Source organism: Actinomyces lilanjuaniae, from assembly GCF_003606385.1.
Classification (GTDB): Bacteria; Actinomycetota; Actinomycetes; order Actinomycetales; family Actinomycetaceae; genus Actinomyces; species Actinomyces lilanjuaniae.
Genome location: NZ_CP032514.1, coordinates 2,220,496 through 2,236,479 on the forward strand (window position 1 = coordinate 2,220,496; position 15,984 = coordinate 2,236,479).

Sequence of the window (15,984 nt, forward strand, 5' to 3'; positions counted from 1 at the left end):
GCTCAGACCCTGTTCTCCTCTGGGGAGCCGCCGCCAGCGCGGGAGGCACGGTCCTCAGCCGTCCCCTCCATGGTCGCCTCGTCTGCGGCGATAGTGACGGTGTCGTGGTCCACCGAGCAGAAACCGCCCGTGACCCTGATCAGTACCAGCGAACCGTCACCCGACGCGTCACCCGGGCTGCTGTCCCGACCGTCGTCACCGCTGTCTCGGTGGGTCGTGATCCGCACCAGCCCGGAGCCGATCACGGCCAGGATCGGCTGCCGCCCCGGCAGGACGCCCATCTCACCGTCGACCAACGGGACAGACAGCTGCGCAGCGTCGCCAGACCACAGGTGGCCGGAGGGTGAGACCACCTCGATGCTCAGCGCCCCCAGTGCCATGGCTCCTCCTCCCGTCCGGTGCCTCGCTCAGTCCTGCAGCTCAGCGGCCCGGCGCTCTAGGTCCTCGATACCGCCGATGTTGAAGAAGGCCTGCTCCGGCAGGTGGTCGTAGTCACCGTCACAGATTCGCCGGAAGGCCTCAATGGTCTCCGCCAGGGGGACAGTGGAGCCAGGCACACCGGTGAACTTCTCCGCCATGTAGGTGTTCTGCGACAGGAACTGCTCGATGCGCCGTGCCCGGGCCACGGTGACCTTGTCCTCCTCGCCCAGCTCGTCCACGCCCAGGATCGCGATAATGTCCTGCAGCTCCTTGTTCTTCTGCAGGATGGACTTGACCCGGGTGGCCACGCCGTAGTGCTCGGTACCCACGTAGCCGGGAGCGAGCAGTCGCGAGGTTGAGGCCAACGGGTCCACCGCAGGGTAGATGCCGCGCGAGGCGATCTCCCGACTGAGCTCGGTCGTGGCGTCCAGGTGGGCAAAGGTCGTGGCCGGAGCAGGGTCGGTGTAGTCGTCGGCAGGGACGTAGATGGCCTGCAGCGAGGTGATGGAGTGCCCGCCTGCCGAGGTGATCCGCTCCTGGAGCTGGCCCATCTCGTCGGCCAGGTTGGGCTGGTAGCCCACTGCGGATGGCATGCGGCCCAGCAGCGTGGAGACCTCCGAGCCCGCCTGGGTGAAGCGGAAGATGTTGTCAATGAACAGCAGGACGTCCTGGTTCTGGACATCGCGGAAGTACTCCGCCATGGTCAGAGCGGACAGCGCCACCCGCAGACGCGTGCCCGGGGGCTCGTCCATCTGGCCGAAGACCAGGGCAGTCTTGTCAAAGACCCCGGCCTCCTCCATCTCCACGATGAGGTCGTTACCCTCACGGGTGCGCTCACCCACTCCGGCGAAGACCGAGACGCCGCCGTGGTTCTGGGCCACGCGCTGGATCATCTCCTGGATGAGGACGGTCTTGCCTACCCCGGCACCGCCGAACAGGCCGATCTTGCCTCCCTGCACGTAGGGAGTGAGCAGGTCGATGACCTTGATGCCGGTCTCGAACATCTGCTCCTTGGACTCCAGCTGGTCAAACGCCGGGGGCTGGCGGTGGATAGGCCAGCGCTCGGTGACCTCCAGGGACTCGCCGGGGGCAAGGTTGAGGACCTCCCCGGTGACGTTGAAGACACGGCCCTTAGTCACTTCGCCCACGGGCACGGAGATCGGCGCACCCGTGTCACGGACCTCGGTGCCACGCACCAGGCCGTCGGTGGGCTTGAGGGAGATGGTCCGCACGACGTTGTCACCCAGGTGCTGGGCGACCTCCAGGGTGATCTCGTGAGACTCCTCGCCCTCGCTGGTGGCCTGGACGGTTACGTGCAGGGCGTTGTACATCGCGGGGACGGCCTCAGGCGGGAACTCGACATCGACGACGGCGCCGATGATGCGGACGATGCGTCCCGTACCGGGGGTGGTGGTGTCAGCCATGTTCGTTCTTCCGTGTCCGTGTCTTCCTGGGGTCTTCCCGAGGGCGCGCGGGGCTTGGCAGAGCCCTCCTGGTCTGGAGTATCGCAGGTCCTGGGCCTCATCCGGAGCCCAGGGCGTCAGCCCCGGAGACGATCTCGGTAATCTCCTGGGTGATGTCCCCCTGGCGGGCCGCGTTGGCCAGCCGGGTGTACGTGGTGATGATCTCCTCAGCGTTGTCCGTAGCCGTGTGCATGGCCTGCTGCCGGGCCGCCAGCTCCGAGGCCGCCGACTGCAGCAAGGCGTTGCGGATACGGGTGGTCACGTAGCGGGCCAGGAGGGCACCCAGCACCTCGTTGGGGCTCGGCTCGAGCTCGTAGAGAGGCAGTGCCTGCTGCGGCTGCTCCCGCACCTCGTCGACGTCGACCACCGTCAGCGGCAGCATGCGACGCACTTCAGGGACCTGGGAGACCATGGAGACGTAGCGGGTGAAGACGATGTGGACCTCGGCCACGCCCCCGGCCGACTCCGAGGCGAGGAAGTACTCCAGGAGCAGCGAGGCGACCTCGTTGATGGTGGGGTCGCTGGGCCGGTCAGACTCCCCCGTCCAGGAGTACTCGATATCACGGCCCGAAAAGAGAAGTAGGACTGTGCCCGCCTGCCGAAGGTGAACAGGACCGGCTGCCTGCCCTCGTCCTGAAGCTGGTTGAGCAGGTGCTCGCTCTCACGCAGAATCGTGGCCGAGTAGGCCCCGCCATGCCCCGGTCTGAGGTGACCACGAGGACGGCAACCCGGTTGGTGTCGGTACGAGGCCGGGTGATGGGGTGGTCTAGACGGGCGTAGGAGCCCAGGGCCGCTACAGCCCGACTCAGGGCGTGGTCGTAGGGCGAGGCCTCCTGGGCATTGCGTCGCGCCTGCCCAATCCGGGACGAGGCGATCAGCTCCATCGCCTTGAAGACCTTCTGGAGGGTCTGGGTGGAGCGGATGCGCTGCTTGTAGAGGCGCTGGTTGCCCGCCACGTCAGTCCCTCCTGACCACGAGCCGCTCGTGGGTACGCTCGGCGGGGCTGGGTGCCTGCGGGTCAGCAGCCTGAGCACCGAGCACCCGTCCGTCGGCGACGTAGGAGGTGCGGAAGGACTCCACCGCCTGGCGCAGTGCCTCCTCAGTCTCCGTATCCAGGTCACCCGTGGTGCGGATCGTCTCCAGCACCGTGGTACGGCGTCGCAGGTGGTCCAGGAGGGAGGCCTCAAAGGGGAGGACCTCGGAGACCTCCAGGTCGTCCAGGTAGCCGTTGGTCCCTGTCCACACCGAAGCCACCTGCTCCTCGACGGGGTAGGGCGTGTGCTGGGGCTGCTTGAGCAGCTCCATGAGGCGCTCCCCACGGGTGAGCTGGGCCCGGGTGGTGGCGTCCAGGTCGGAGGCGAACATGGCAAAGGCCTGCATAGAGCGGTACTGCGCCAGGGTGATCTTGAGGGTTCCCGCTACCTTCTTCATGGCCTTCACCTGCGCCGCACCCCCCACTCGCGACACGGAGATGCCCACGTCCACGGCAGGGCGCTGGTCAGCATTGAACAGGTCGGACTGGAGGAAGATCTGCCCGTCGGTGATGGAGATGACGTTGGTGGGGATGTAGGCAGAGACGTCGTTGGCCTTGGTCTCGATGAGCGGCAGGCCAGTCATCGAACCGGCGCCAAGATCGTCGGAGAGCTTGGCGCAGCGCTCCAGCAGGCGGGAGTGGAGGTAGAAGACGTCACCGGGATAGGCCTCGCGGCCCGGGGGGCGGCGCAGCAGCAGGGACACGGCCCGGTAGGCTTCCGCCTGCTTGGACAGGTCGTCGAAGACGATGAGCACGTGCCTGCCCTGGTACATCCAGTGCTGGCCGATGGCCGACCCGGTGTAGGGGGAGAGGTACTTGAAGCCCGCCGGGTCGGAGGCCGGAGAGGCGACGATGGTGGTGTACTCCAGGGCGCCGTGCTCCTCCAGGGTGGCGCGCACGGAGGCGATGGTGGAGCCCTTCTGCCCGGTGGCCACGTAGATGCAGCGCACCTGCTGGGCGGGGTCACCGGTCTGCCAGGCCGCCTTCTGGTTGAGGATGGTGTCCAGGGCAATGGCCGTCTTGCCGGTCTGGCGGTCACCGATGATAAGCTGGCGCTGGCCACGACCGACAGGGATCATCGAGTCAATGGCCTTCAGGCCGGTCTGGAGCGGCTCGTGGACGGACTTGCGGGCCATGACGCCGGGCGCCTGGAGCTCCAGGGCACGCCGGGTCTGCGCGGCAATCTCACCCAGCCCGTCGATAGGCCGACCCAGGGGGTCAACCACGCGCCCCAGGAAGGCGTCACCTACCGGCACGGAGAGCACCTCGCCGGTGCGACGCACTACCTGGCCCTCATCGATACCGTCGAAGCCGCCCAGGACGACTACGCCGATCCGGCGCTCCTCCAGGTTCATGGCCAGCCCGGCGGTCCCGTCCTCGAAGGTCAGCAGCTCGTTGGCCATGACTCCGGGCAGGCCCTCGACATGCGCGATCCCGTCGGCGGCGAAGACGACGTGCCCGACCTCCTCCGCGGCCACCTGCGCGGGCCTGTAGGACGCGGCGAACTCGGCAAGGGCCGAGCGGATCTCCTCGGGCCTGATGGTCAGCTCTGCCATCTGTCGTCTCCTTGGATGAGTGGGTGCTGTGTGCGCGCAGTGGCGCGTCCCCGCTGGGTGGACGCGCCCGTGACCAGACTGGCAGCGGGAGCAGGGCGCGCTATGACCGGTGGAACCACGATAGATCAGCCCGTCACCTGCTGGCGCAGGTCGGCGATGGTGCTGGCAACTGTGCGGTCCAGGACGTAGTCCTTGACCGTGACGCGCATGCCGCCGATAACCGAGGGGTCCACCTCAGTGCTCAGCTCGACGTCGGTGCCCAGGCGGCGGGTGAGGATGGAGCGCAGGCGGGCCTCCTGCTGCGTGCTCAGGGGCTGGGCAGTGACCACGTCAGCGATAGTGCGGTGCTGGATAGCGGCAGCCCTCTCCACCACACGTCTCAGGTTGCGCTGGGTGCCGCCCTCAGCACGGTGACGCACGCACCATCGCAGCAGGCTCATCGCCGGGGCGGACAGATGGGAGGCGAAGACCTGCTCCGCCAGCTGCACCCGGGCCTCGGTGGTGGTACGCCGGGAAGGATCCAGCGCCTCACGCAGCTCGGGAGCGGCTGCGAGCTGCTCCAGGACGCCAAAGATCTCACGTTCGATACCGCCCACGGTTCCGTCAGCGTAGGCACCGGCCAGAAGCGCCTCGATACCGAGGTCGTGGAGGGCGGAGATAATGTCGACCGGCTGCGACCAGCGCCGCCGCGCCATGGAGCACAGCAGCTCCACCACACGCTCATCCACCCGCCCCGCAGGAGCCGCGATGCCAGGTCAGCCTTGTCCTGCCCTCGCGCCCCGGGTCCGTGAGCGGCCCCCGCAAGGGGAGGCTGCGACCTGGTGGGCGACGTCAAGGATCTGGCGGCCCAGCTCCTCCCCCTGGGGACCTGCGGCTGCCAGCACCGGGGCCCAGGCGGCCCGGACCTCGGCGCGGGTTGCGGCGGTCCCGGTATTCACCGCAGCTCCTCGGCGGCAGCGCCGTCGTCAACGCCGCCGATGGGGCCGAGCGTGTCAAGCTCATCCATGAAACGGTCGATGACGCGGGCCGACAGGTCGGTGTCGCGCAGCTGCTCGCCGACGATCTGCTCAGCCAACGAGGAGGCGAGCAGGCCGACGTCGGTACGCAGGGAGATCTGGGCCGCCTGCGTGTCAGCCATGATCTGCCGCTGGGCCGCCTCGTGGATAGCGACCGCCTCCGTCTGGGCCTCGCGACGCGCCTGGGCGAGGATCTCCCTGGCCTGACCCTGCGCGTCCTCACGGATCCTGGCAGCCTCGTGGCGCGCCTCCTCCACCAGCTGAGCAGCCTGCTGTTGCGCGTCAGCCTGCTGCTGCCTGGCCTTGTCAGCCAGGTCCAGCCCCTCCTGGATGCGCGCCGCGCGCTCGTCGAGGGCGGCGTAGATCCGGGGGAGACCGTACCTGCCCACCAGGAGGAGGATCACCAGGAGGGTGACGGCCGCCCAGAAGACCTCGTACAACGGGGGAAGCAGGAAGGATACGCCTCCGACCTCCTCCCCGGCGGCAGCCGGGATGACCACGGAAAGCATCAGCTGACGACGAGCGGCAGGACGAAGCCGATCAGACCGAGCGCCTCCACCATGCCCGCACCGATGATCATGTTGGTGAACAGGCGGCCGGCGACCTCCGGCTGACGGGCAGTGGCCTCCTGGGTCTTGCCCACGAGCAGGCCGATACCGATGCCGGGGCCCAGCGTGGCCAGTCCGTAGCCGACGTAGGCGAGTGCGACAGACGTCATGTGTGTTCCTTTGCTCTGGCGCCGGGGCGCGGGTTGGGTTCAGGTTTCTCAGGTGCCGGGTGGGCGTCGCCCTTCCAGTGCTGTCAGCTACTGTCCGCTGTCGACAGCTACTGACAGCACTAGCAGGAGGTACCTCATCACGGGCTCCGCCCCGGCGCGACCAGCTCGTGCACGTCAGTGGGCCTCGACAGACAGCCTGATGTAGACGGCACTGAGGATGGTGAAGATATAGGCCTGCAGGACAGCGACAAAGACCTCGAACAGGGTCATCACCACCATGGACACTCCTGTCAGAACGCTCAGGACCGACGTTGCCTGGAGGTGGAGCAAGAGGGTCGTCGTCCCGAAATAGGTCATGGCCAGCAGCAGGTGTCCCGCGACCATGTTGCACAGCAGACGCAGCGTGAGGGTGGCCGGTCTCACGATGAAGGTGGAGAGGAACTCGATCGGGGTGATAAGCAGGTACATAGGCCTGGGCAGCCCGGGAGGGAAGAGCTGGGAGGACAGGAACCTACCCAGCCCCTGCGCCCGCACGCCAGCGCCGATAAAGGTGACATAGGTGGCCAGTGCGAACACCAGGGGAACCGCGACGACCGCAGAGGCGGCGATGTTGAGTCCCGGGATGATCCCAGCCAGGTTCATCGCCAGGACACCGAGGAAGAGGGCCGCGAGAAAGGGGGCGAAGCGGCGCCCCCTGCCAGGCCCCAGCATGGGCAGCGCAACGTTGGAGCGCAGGAACTCCGCTACCACCTCCAGGAGCGCCCGCCCGTGGCCCGGCACCCGCCTGGTGCCGGATGCTGCCGCAGCCACCAGCAGGCACAGCGCAGCAGCCATGACGAGCCTGACCAGGACCAGCCGGTTGACCTCCAGGAGCGTTCCCTCACCAAGGAAGGTCTGCGGGAAGAAGTCGGTGACCCCCGGCTGGTGGGGGTGCTCGGTAAAGGCCGGGACGGCCGTCACGGCAATCACGACGACAAGCAGCCCGACCAGCATCCGGTACCAGACGGGCCACGGACGACGCACCGGGGTGCTGGAGTCAGGCGAGGACGCACCCACCGTGTCGGCAGCGTCCTCAGTGGCAGCGTGTGCGGACAGGGTCTCCTCCTGCGTGTGGGCTATCTCAGTAGGTCTCTCAGCGGTGCAAAGCGGTGCTCATGTTACCAGGCAGGATGACGCTACAGGTGCCAACGGCAGGCGCCAGCCCCCTACGACAGCGGTCCCTGTGACCCCTCTGACCCTGCGCCAGTGCAGCGTGGACAATCTTCAGCGCTCCTCAGCGAACCGGGGGCTGGGCCTCGGGTGGAAGACGATCCACGTCCCCCCGCACCCGCACCAGGGTCGCCGTCTCACAGGTCATACCAGCCAGGACCGCCAGGATGAGGGAGATACCGATGACCCTGGTGTCCAGGCCCAGCACCCTGCCGCCCATGATGGCAGCACCCAGGATCGCCAGGCGGAGGAGGTACCCGCCCCCACCCAGGCCACCATGAGGCCGGGGCCGGAACGCACCATACGCTCTAGGAAGAGCCAAACCGAGGCAAGCAGGGCCACCACCGCCACTGCCGCCACGAGGAAGGTGCCCAGGGGGAGACGACATCACCTAGGACCACCCAGACTGCCTCCAGGGCGGTCATGACCACAGCGACCACGCGGAGGCAGCGGCGAACCCGGGCCACGGCCCGGACAGCCCTGAGACTGACGCCCCCTGCTGCCGATCCTGCCGAGCTGCCGACCGGGCCTGCGCGCTGTCGTCGCCGCGCTGTCGGCCACCATAGCGCTGGTGGGTTACCACTAGTGCCTCCCTACGTGTTGGGGGTCCTGCTGCGCCTGCGGCGGCATCTGAGGCTGCACGGCCTGCGACCCGTGAGCCAACGCCACAGATGCCCCCGTACATCCCTCAGCACCTGCCGCAGTACCCTGGGGAGCCTGGCCGCTGGCGGGAAGCGAGACCTCACCCGTTCCTGACACCAGCCGGGAGGAGACCACCCGGACGTGTCGGGCGCCCGTGTGCCGCGCCACCATGCTACGTACCCCCGGCATCATGTCTACCGTGGCCACAAGCGCCGCAACGACGCCCACCAGGGTACCGGCCAGGACCCACCACAGGGGCAGGAAGCCCATCGCCGCCACCGGGAAGGAGGCAGCAGCGGCCCACACGTACATCACCAGCACCGCACGGCGGTGGGAGTGGCCGGCAGCCAGCAGCCGGTGGTGCATGTGCATCCGGTCGGCGTGGAAGGGGCTGTTCCCGGCCAGGACACGACGGAGTATGAGCCTGACCATGTCCACCACGGGAAGCAGCAGGACGACCAGAGGCAGGAGAATCGGCAGGAATACGGGCACCGCCCGGGAGCCCTCGAAGCTGCCCGGGTCGATCTGACCGGTCACGATGATGGTCGAGGCGGCCGAGACCAGGCCCAGCTGCATGGACCCGGAGTCGCCCATGAAGATTGTCGCCGGGTTGAAGTTGTAGGGAAGGAAGCCCACGCACACGCCGATGAGTGCCGCCACGACGGTGGCTGCCAGGGAGGTGTAGGACTCCGGGCTGGTAGCGCGGGTCAGCACGTAGACATAGAGGAAGAATGCGGTGGCGCCAATGCCGACGATCCCCGCGGCCAGCCCGTCCAGCCCGTCCATCCAGTTCACGGCGTTGATGGCCACCAGGACGACCAGGACCGTGGATACCAGTGACAGGCGTGAGGAGCCGATCGTCAGCCCGCCGATGGGAAAGGTGAGCAGCTGGACCCCCTGCCAGGCCATGACCCCGGAGGCCAGCACCTGTCCCGCCAGCTTGGTCGCCCAGTCCAGCTCCCACAGGTCGTCAATCACCCCCAGGAGGCACACCAGCCCGGCTCCCAGGACCACGGCCCACGCCGAGGAGTCGATGACATTGGAGAGGTAGGGGATCCTGGAGGCCACGGTGACCGCCAGCAGAAGGCCGACGAACATGGCCACGCCGCCCAGGCGCGGGATGGGCGTGGAGTGGACGTCACGGGCACGCACCGGGGTGAGTGCGTTGCTCACCAGGGCGACGTGGCGCACCACGGGGACCATCACGTAGGTTCCCGCAGCCGCCACGAGGAGGACGAGCAGGTAGACCCTCACTCCCCTGCCCTCCCACTCACCTGTCCGGCAGAGGCCGAGGCAGCATCCACGGCCAAGTCCCTGGCAAAGGCCCCGGGGTGCCCACGCTCTCCCGGAAGGCGGCGACGACCTCGGCCAGGCGCTGGGGTCCAGGATCCCTGGGCGTATCACGCACGGCTGGTCGGCACAGCCGCGGGGACCGGAGAGGTCGACGATGGTGGAGGGGGTGGGCCCCGGGGTGGGGCCGGAGTCGATGAGCAGGATGTCATGCAGGACGTCCCGGTCATGGCTGTCCCGGCCGCGAGCATCCCCGCCAGGCAGCACCACCCTGTCGGGAAAGGCGGCGCGCACGCCGTCGGCGTCAGTGGCGGGAGCCTGGCCGGAACGGTTGGCTGAGGTCACCGCCATCGGACCCACGTCACGCAGCAGCGCCAGGGCCACAGGGTGGTCAGGCATGCGCACCGCGATCGTCGCCGACCTCTGCCCCAGCCGCCAGCCCAGGCCGGGCCTGGCATCAAGGACCAGGGTCAGCCCTCCGGGCCAGAAGGCCTGCGTGAGGGCTCGGGCGAGGGGGGGCAGCGAGGACACCAGGCTGTCCAGCTCGGCGGCATCGGCGACAAGAACGGGAGGCGGCTTACGACGGTCACGTCCCTTGGCCGCCAGAAGCCGACCTACGGCCTGGGTGTCAGCGGCCCTGCATCCTAGCCCGTAGACGGTGTCGGTCGGCAGGGCCACGAGGCCGCCACCGCGCACGTGCTCAGCAGCCGCCCCTCGTGCTCCTGCCGCTGCTGCGGTCTCGTGCTGCTGGCTCACGGTGCGCATCCTCGCACGATCAGCTCCTGTCGGCAGCAAGGTGCGTCACACCAGGCGACGCGCCGCAGCCCAGCGGGTCAGCTCGTTGCGGTTGGACAGCTGGAGCTTGCGCAGGACCGAGGAGACGTGGGTCTCCACGGTCTTGACAGAGATGAAGAGCTCAGAGGCGCACTCCTTGTAGGTGTAGCCGCGGGCAATCAGGCGCATGACCTCACGCTCACGAGCGGACAGGCGGTCCAGCTCGGAGTCAGCCACCGCGACCTCCCCCGCCCCGGTCCCGAAGGCGTCCAGGACGAAGCCGGCCAGGCGGGGTGAGAAGGCGGCGTCCCCGGCGGCGACGCGGCGTACCGCCTGGGCCAGGTCCTGCGGGGAGATGGCCTTGGTGACGTAGCCCCGGGCGCCGGCGCGGATGACGGCGACGACGTCCTCCGCCGCGTCAGAGACCGACAGCGCCAGGAAGCGGCTCGTCTTCACGTCACGGCATGCGGCCACGACCTCAGCTCCTCCCCCACCGTCTCCCCCGGGAAGGTGCACGTCGAGCAGGACCACATCAGGTGTCAGGGCGTGCACCGCTGCGACAGCCCCCTCGACGTCGCTGGCCTCAGCCACGACCTCTAGGTCCGGCGCGTGAGCAGTCAGCTCGGCGCGCACTCCTGCACGTACCAGGGCGTGGTCGTCGACGACAAGGACACGCAGGTACGAGGACGTCTCCGGGACGGGTGGCGGGGCGGCGGACGGCAGGGGGACGGACACTGTCAGTGCTCCTCGCAGGCTGTGGTGGCACGCGCACATGCCGGTGGCTGGTGCTCACATGCTAGGCGTCCTGGGCGGAGGGCGCAGGCAGGAACAGGGCGACCTCCGTACCCGTCTCCAGCCTGCGCACACGTGCGCTGCCGCCGTGACGCTCCATGCGGGCGACGATGGACTCACGCACCCCGTGGCGGTCCGGCGCTACGTCCTCGGGGTCAAAGCCGGGTCCCCGGTCCCGCACGAACACCTCCAGGCGGTCGGGACCCGCCTCCAGGTAGAGCGACACCGGCGGGGCACCGTGGCGCACGGCGTTGGACAGGGCCTCGCGGGATGCTGCCACCACGACCTCGGTGTCGCGGTCCGGTACACGGTCGCCCACGCAGACGAGGTCCACGGCCACGCTGTAGCGGTCCTCGATCTCCCCCGCCAGGTCCCTGAAGGCGTCAGACACGGAGGTGCCGGGCTCGGGACGGTCCGTGTAGAGCCACGCACGCAGCTCGCGCTCCTGGGACCGCGCCAGCCGGGCCACCGTCTCCGGCTCCGCCGCCCGCCTGCGGATGAGGGTCAGCGTCTGCAGCACCGAGTCGTGGAGGTGTGCGGCGATGTCGGCCCGCTCGGCCTCACGGGCCTCGGCCTCACGGGTCTCGGTGAGCGCACGGGCTGTCCTCAGCCACAGGGGAACCAGGACCGCACCGACCCCGGCGATGACGGCGCCCCCCGCCAGCGCCCCGGAGAGGATCTCGCCGGGAGGGCTGTCGCTGGCGACCCAGGCCAGGACGCCGACGGCAGCCAGGGCGGTGCCGCCCAGGAGCCTGAGGACGGCGCCTGCGCTGCGCCCGGGGGCGAGAACGGCCTCGCCCTGGGACCAGGCCAAGGCGACCCCGGCGACGACGATGAGGATGATGACCAGGCTGCCCGCCCGCTCCAGCAGGTCCAGGCGCCAGGCCGCGAGCAGCACGGCGGCCAGGATGAAGGAGCTGCCGTCGATGACTCCCTGGAGGCCGCTGGAGGCGGTCCTCCCGGGTCTTCTGGCGACGGTCCTGGTAGCCAGGCGGGCACGCGCCGGGGAGAGCTGCCCGTCCTCCTGTGCCCACGGGTCCCCGGCAGGGACCGTGCCCCACAGCAGGACGTAGAGGAGAAGGCCCGCTCCACCGATCATACCCAGCGCCAGGAACCCCGTGCGCACCAACCAGGAAGGCACCCCCAGGTGAGCTGCGACCCCGGAGCACACTCCAGCCAGCAGGCGGGGGACACGGGGCGTCCTGGCACGGAGCCCTGGGAGGCGGCTGACGAGCGGGAGGCGAGCAGCCTGAGGCCCCTGGGCGGGCGGCGCAGGGGGAGCCGCTGGGCGGGCCTGCCGGGTACGGGCACCGGAGGAGCCTCAGGAGCCGCACCGGCTGGCTCGGGGCGGGAGGAGGCCGGAGGGTCACGGTCTCATCGTGGCACGTCCCTGCCCCCTGAGCCACGACGACGGGCGAAAGCCCGGGTGACCCAGGGGTCGGCTCGGGGACACTCAGGGCGTCCCCGGATCGCGTGGGACGGCACCCTTCGGTGACGATAAGCCTGTGAACGCCGATAACCCTGTCAACCCTGTCAACGGCAACAAGCCTACAAGCAACGACGACACCGACCCTCACGAGACCAGCCCCCACGAGACCGGCCCCAGGACCCTGCGGCCCCGCACGGCCCGCGGGACCTCACCAGGGACCTCAGGAGGCCTCTGGCGGGGCCTCCTACGCCCCGGAGCAGGGCACCGACAGAGGGTTCTTCGGCTCGGTGCGCAGGACGGGGATGGTACGCCCGCAGGACCGGTGGGTCGGCGGTGTCGCGGGCGGCGTCGCTCGCAGGTTGGGGATCGACCCCACCCTCGTACGGTGCCTGTGGGTTGTCGTCTCCGTCTTTACCGGTATCGGTCTCCTTGCCTACGGGCTGGGCTGGGCACTGCTGCCCGAGGAGAGCGACGGACGCATCCACGTGGAGGAGGCCCTGGCGGGCCGTTTTGAGGCAGGACTGGCGGGAGCAGTAGGCTCGGTCCTGGTCGGCATGAGCCTGCTGGACCACGGGCTCCTGCCCGGATGGTACATCGGGCTGTGGGACGTGCCAGGCCTCGGCTGGACCCTGTGGTCCCTGTTCTGGGTAGCGCTGCTGGCCCTGGTCCTCGTCGGCGGCATCCGCTACCTGTCTGGGCAGCGGGCGGGGAAGGCATCCCAGCCTCCTACGGGAGTGGGGGCTCCGTCTCCAGCCGCCTCCTCAGGCGCTGCGCGCCCCGTCGCCCCTGGAGACTACCTGCATCCCAGTGGCGCTCCAGCATCAGCGGGTGCCCCGTCCTCCGTGAGCGCCACGCCCCCGACAGGTCCGTCCTGCGCACCCGGAACCTGGACAGCCCCGGGGTCAGCCCCGTCCGCAAGGCCCTACCCCGGCCCGGGCTACCCGGGCGGCATGCACCAGTCCTACGGCGGCTACCACCCTAGCCGTACCGCGCCCTACCCGCTCGGCGCGGGCGGCGTGCCCCACCCGCCGTCAGCACCCGTTGGCCACAGGGCTGCCACCCCGGGGCCCCGACCCCAGCGCCCCGGGCCGGGCAGAGGAGTCTCCCTGACGGTGCTGGGGCTCGCCCTCATCTGCACCGCCGCCATCTGGTTCGCTGCCAGCACGGAGCGCATCGGCCTTCTCCAGTCCCAGATGCTTCTGGCAGGCTGCGTCGTAGGACTGCTGGGTGCCGGGGTCCTGGTCAGCGGACTGCGCCGTCGCCGTGGCGGTTGGATGACGGCCCTGGGATGGCCGGTCCTCCTGGTCGTGCTCCCGGGCCTGGTGCTGGGCATGCTGACACCGACGTCAGCCATGAGGGCGACCTGGCCGCAGATACTCCACGGAGCCGGGACCAGGACCGTGGTCACCTGGGAGGAGCTGTCCGCGTCTGCGGGTGGGAGCAGCATCGTCAGCCGCGACCTGGGGATCGGCCGCCTCATCCTGGACCTGCGGGACATGCCGACCGACGCCGGTGAGTCCCTCGCCACGATCTCAGCCCGTGTCGACGTCGGTAACCTGTCGGTCCTCACCCGCGAGGACCAGGCGGTCAGGATCCATGCCCGGGTCGACGTGGGCGGCGTCAACGTGGAGATGACCGGGAACTGGGAGCTGAACGGGTCCACCGTGAGCACTACCGACGGCGAGGAGGGAGCGGGGCGCTACACCACCGGCGGAAAGCGGGTCGCCCAGTCCGAGTACCACGTCAGCGGACTGGAGCAGGAGGCCACCGTGTCCTCGGCTGCGGCTGCTGACACTGAGCGCGAGGCACCCATCGTCACCGTGGACGCCAGTACTGACATCGGGTCGGTCAACATCATCGCGGGACCGGAGGAGGTCACCTGGTCCGGCAACGCGCAGGAGGACGTCTGGATCATCTACCGCTGGTACCCGGCGGGGGGCTCCAGCCCGCGCACCAGCCTTCCTGTGCCCGGAATGGACCACCCGGCGGTCTCCTCGGACACTGCCCGCGAGTGCCTGGCGTCCATCCAGGAACAGCGGGAGGACCAGGACGACTGGGACGACTGGGACGACTACGCGAGCTGGACCGACCTATCGGGTCTTGGAGATCAGCAGCGAGCCGCCTACGACGACTGCCTCACCCGACAGCTCGCTGCGGGAGCGGGGAGCCGGTCGGAAGAGGACGGAGAGGACCCTGCGGCCTCGCCGAGTCCTACCACCTCCGACTCACCCGGCACCGACCCCTCTCCTGGCGACAGCGCCTCGACACAGGCCTCCGACACGGCCTCCTCCGCCCCGTCCGCCACCGCTACGCCGTGAGCACCAGGCACAGTGCAGGATGCCGCACGCTCCTCACGCCGACCACGGCCAGAAACCACGCCGACCACGGCCAGAAACACAGACAGACAGGAAGACGCCATGAGCAGCACCAACAGCGCCTCATCACCCGGCGGTCCAACAACGCCGTCCGAGCCACCCCGCGCAACCAGCACTCCGGACACGTCCGGCTCGCCAAGTGCCACGGAGGCGGCAACGGAGCCGACACAAGCCGCAGACGCGGGCATGGGCTCTGGCACGACTGCCCCTGTGGGAGCAGCAAGCAGCAGCTCGGAGTCCTCGGAGTCTACGGACACGGTCTGGAGCGCGGGCACCACCACGCTGGAGACAACGAGCCGCTCCCCGGGGAGGGTCCAGGGCTCAACTCTTCTGTGGGGCTCCGTCCTGCTCCTAGTAGGTAGCCTGCTGGTCGCGACCGGGCTGGGCGTGAGCCTGGATCCGACGACCACGGCGATCGTGTGCCTCGGGGGCATCGGGGTCATGCTGGTGATCCTGGCACTTGTGCCCCGTCGCACCGGTCAGGGCTGACCCCCAGCCTGCACATCTTTACCGGACAGGCGAGCGGGCGGGCGGCCAGACTCAGCCGACCGCCCGCAGCCATGCTGCCGCGCAGGACCTGAAGATGCCCAGCAGCGCGGACACAGCCCCCTGGCAGGTGCCAGCACCGCTGAGACCTCAGCCCTGGTAGACAACCTTGGTCTTAAGGTCGGCCACGACATCGTCACCCAGGTAGTGGCGCACGATCTCCAAGCCAAAGTCCACCGCCGTGGCCATACCCCGGGAGGTAATGATACTGCCGTCCACGACCACGCTGTCCTGACTGACCCTGGCGCCGTGCTCGGCCAGGACACCGGTGAAACCAGGGTTGGAGGTCGCCTCACGCCCCTCCAGCAGCCCCAGCTCGGCCAGGATCGAGGGAGCAGCGCAGATAGCCGCGACCGGACGGCCCGCCTGCACGCGAGCCGTGACCTCATCCATGAGAGGCTGGCAGGCGCGGAGGTTGGGGGTACCGGGGATACCACCGGGAAGGACAAGCATGTCGTAGTCGGCGAGGTCGGTCTCGGCCAGGAGCCGGTCACAGGTCAGGACGATGTTGTGGGAGGAGGTCACGGCCCGCTCCTGGGACACCGCGACCATGTCGGTAGGGATGCCAGCGCGGAAGAGCAGGTCCACCACGGCCAGCGCCTCAACCTCCTCCAGTCCGGGTGCGATGAAGACGGCGACCTTCCTGTCCGTCGCCTCTGTTCCTGCCTTGAGCTCGGGCATGGTTCCTCCTTGGTGGTGTCGGTCCCGCCGGTCCTGGTCA

At 69.2% G+C, this 15,984-nt stretch carries 13 protein-coding genes and 3 pseudogenes; 2 read left to right on the plus strand and 14 right to left on the minus strand.

The annotated features are described in order from the left end of the window. Window positions 1-2: 2 nt before the first annotated feature. The 13 genes and pseudogenes from D5R93_RS09525 to D5R93_RS09575 all read right to left on the minus strand — a co-directional run bounded on the left by D5R93_RS09525 (window position 3) and on the right by D5R93_RS09575 (window position 12,084). A complete protein-coding gene (locus D5R93_RS09525; protein ID WP_120204924.1) occupies window positions 3-380 on the minus strand; it encodes a F0F1 ATP synthase subunit delta/epsilon in 378 nt (125 codons plus the stop codon). A gap of 27 nt (window positions 381-407) precedes the next feature. Then, a complete protein-coding gene (gene atpD / locus D5R93_RS09530; protein WP_119836518.1) occupies window positions 408-1,844 on the minus strand; it encodes a F0F1 ATP synthase subunit beta in 1,437 nt (478 codons plus the stop codon). Between the two features lie 97 nt (window positions 1,845-1,941). After that, window positions 1,942-2,839 (minus strand): annotated as a pseudogene (locus D5R93_RS09535) (F0F1 ATP synthase subunit gamma). Window position 2,840: 1 nt separating this feature from the next. Further along, window positions 2,841-4,472, minus strand: a complete 1,632-nt coding sequence (gene atpA, locus D5R93_RS09540; protein WP_119836520.1) for a F0F1 ATP synthase subunit alpha — start codon at window positions 4,470-4,472, stop codon at window positions 2,841-2,843. Between the two features lie 125 nt (window positions 4,473-4,597). Beyond that, window positions 4,598-5,410, minus strand: a pseudogene (locus tag D5R93_RS09545) (F0F1 ATP synthase subunit delta). Continuing rightward, the gene (locus D5R93_RS09550; RefSeq protein ID WP_120204926.1) at window positions 5,407-5,997 is read right to left on the minus strand and encodes a F0F1 ATP synthase subunit B; all 591 of its coding nucleotides are present in this window, start codon (window positions 5,995-5,997) and stop codon (window positions 5,407-5,409) included. The pseudogene D5R93_RS09545 and the gene D5R93_RS09550 overlap by 4 nt, the downstream one beginning before the upstream one ends. Next, window positions 5,997-6,206, minus strand: a complete 210-nt coding sequence (gene atpE / locus D5R93_RS09555) for an ATP synthase F0 subunit C (protein WP_119836523.1) — start codon at window positions 6,204-6,206, stop codon at window positions 5,997-5,999. Before atpE ends, D5R93_RS09550 begins: the two co-directional genes overlap by 1 nt. A gap of 174 nt (window positions 6,207-6,380) precedes the next feature. Next, entirely contained in the window at window positions 6,381-7,199 is an 819-nt protein-coding gene (gene atpB, locus D5R93_RS09560) for a F0F1 ATP synthase subunit A (RefSeq protein ID WP_119836677.1), read from the minus strand. A 280-nt stretch (window positions 7,200-7,479) separates the two neighbouring features. Further along, window positions 7,480-7,635, minus strand: coding sequence for a hypothetical protein (locus tag D5R93_RS13345; RefSeq protein ID WP_162933906.1), 156 nt, complete (start codon window positions 7,633-7,635; stop codon window positions 7,480-7,482). A gap of 362 nt (window positions 7,636-7,997) precedes the next feature. Beyond that, window positions 7,998-9,311 carry an MraY family glycosyltransferase gene (locus tag D5R93_RS13605; protein ID WP_205570138.1) on the minus strand — a complete coding sequence of 438 codons (1,314 nt, stop codon included), beginning with the start codon at window positions 9,309-9,311 and terminating at the stop codon, window positions 7,998-8,000. 339 nt (window positions 9,312-9,650) lie between these two features. After that, a pseudogene (locus tag D5R93_RS13610) lies at window positions 9,651-10,112 on the minus strand (L-threonylcarbamoyladenylate synthase); the annotation flags it as partial. A 36-nt stretch (window positions 10,113-10,148) separates the two neighbouring features. Next, window positions 10,149-10,856 carry a response regulator gene (locus tag D5R93_RS09570; protein ID WP_243106698.1) on the minus strand — a complete coding sequence of 236 codons (708 nt, stop codon included), beginning with the start codon at window positions 10,854-10,856 and terminating at the stop codon, window positions 10,149-10,151. A gap of 61 nt (window positions 10,857-10,917) precedes the next feature. Further along, window positions 10,918-12,084 (minus strand): ATP-binding protein, encoded by a 1,167-nt coding sequence (locus tag D5R93_RS09575; RefSeq protein WP_341466815.1) that lies wholly within the window; start codon window positions 12,082-12,084, stop codon window positions 10,918-10,920. 560 nt (window positions 12,085-12,644) lie between these two features. Between D5R93_RS09575 and D5R93_RS09580 the strand changes: the two genes are divergently transcribed. Together D5R93_RS09580 and D5R93_RS09585 are read left to right on the plus strand one after the other, a co-directional pair. Next, window positions 12,645-14,660 carry a PspC domain-containing protein gene (locus D5R93_RS09580; protein WP_120204932.1) on the plus strand — a complete coding sequence of 672 codons (2,016 nt, stop codon included), beginning with the start codon at window positions 12,645-12,647 and terminating at the stop codon, window positions 14,658-14,660. 99 nt (window positions 14,661-14,759) lie between these two features. Continuing rightward, the gene (locus D5R93_RS09585; protein ID WP_162933908.1) at window positions 14,760-15,206 is read left to right on the plus strand and encodes a hypothetical protein; all 447 of its coding nucleotides are present in this window, start codon (window positions 14,760-14,762) and stop codon (window positions 15,204-15,206) included. Between the two features lie 147 nt (window positions 15,207-15,353). Here D5R93_RS09585 and D5R93_RS09590 read toward each other — a convergent pair whose 3' ends face one another. Next, the gene (locus D5R93_RS09590) at window positions 15,354-15,944 is read right to left on the minus strand and encodes a DJ-1 family glyoxalase III (protein ID WP_119836530.1); all 591 of its coding nucleotides are present in this window, start codon (window positions 15,942-15,944) and stop codon (window positions 15,354-15,356) included. Window positions 15,945-15,984: the final 40 nt, after the last annotated feature.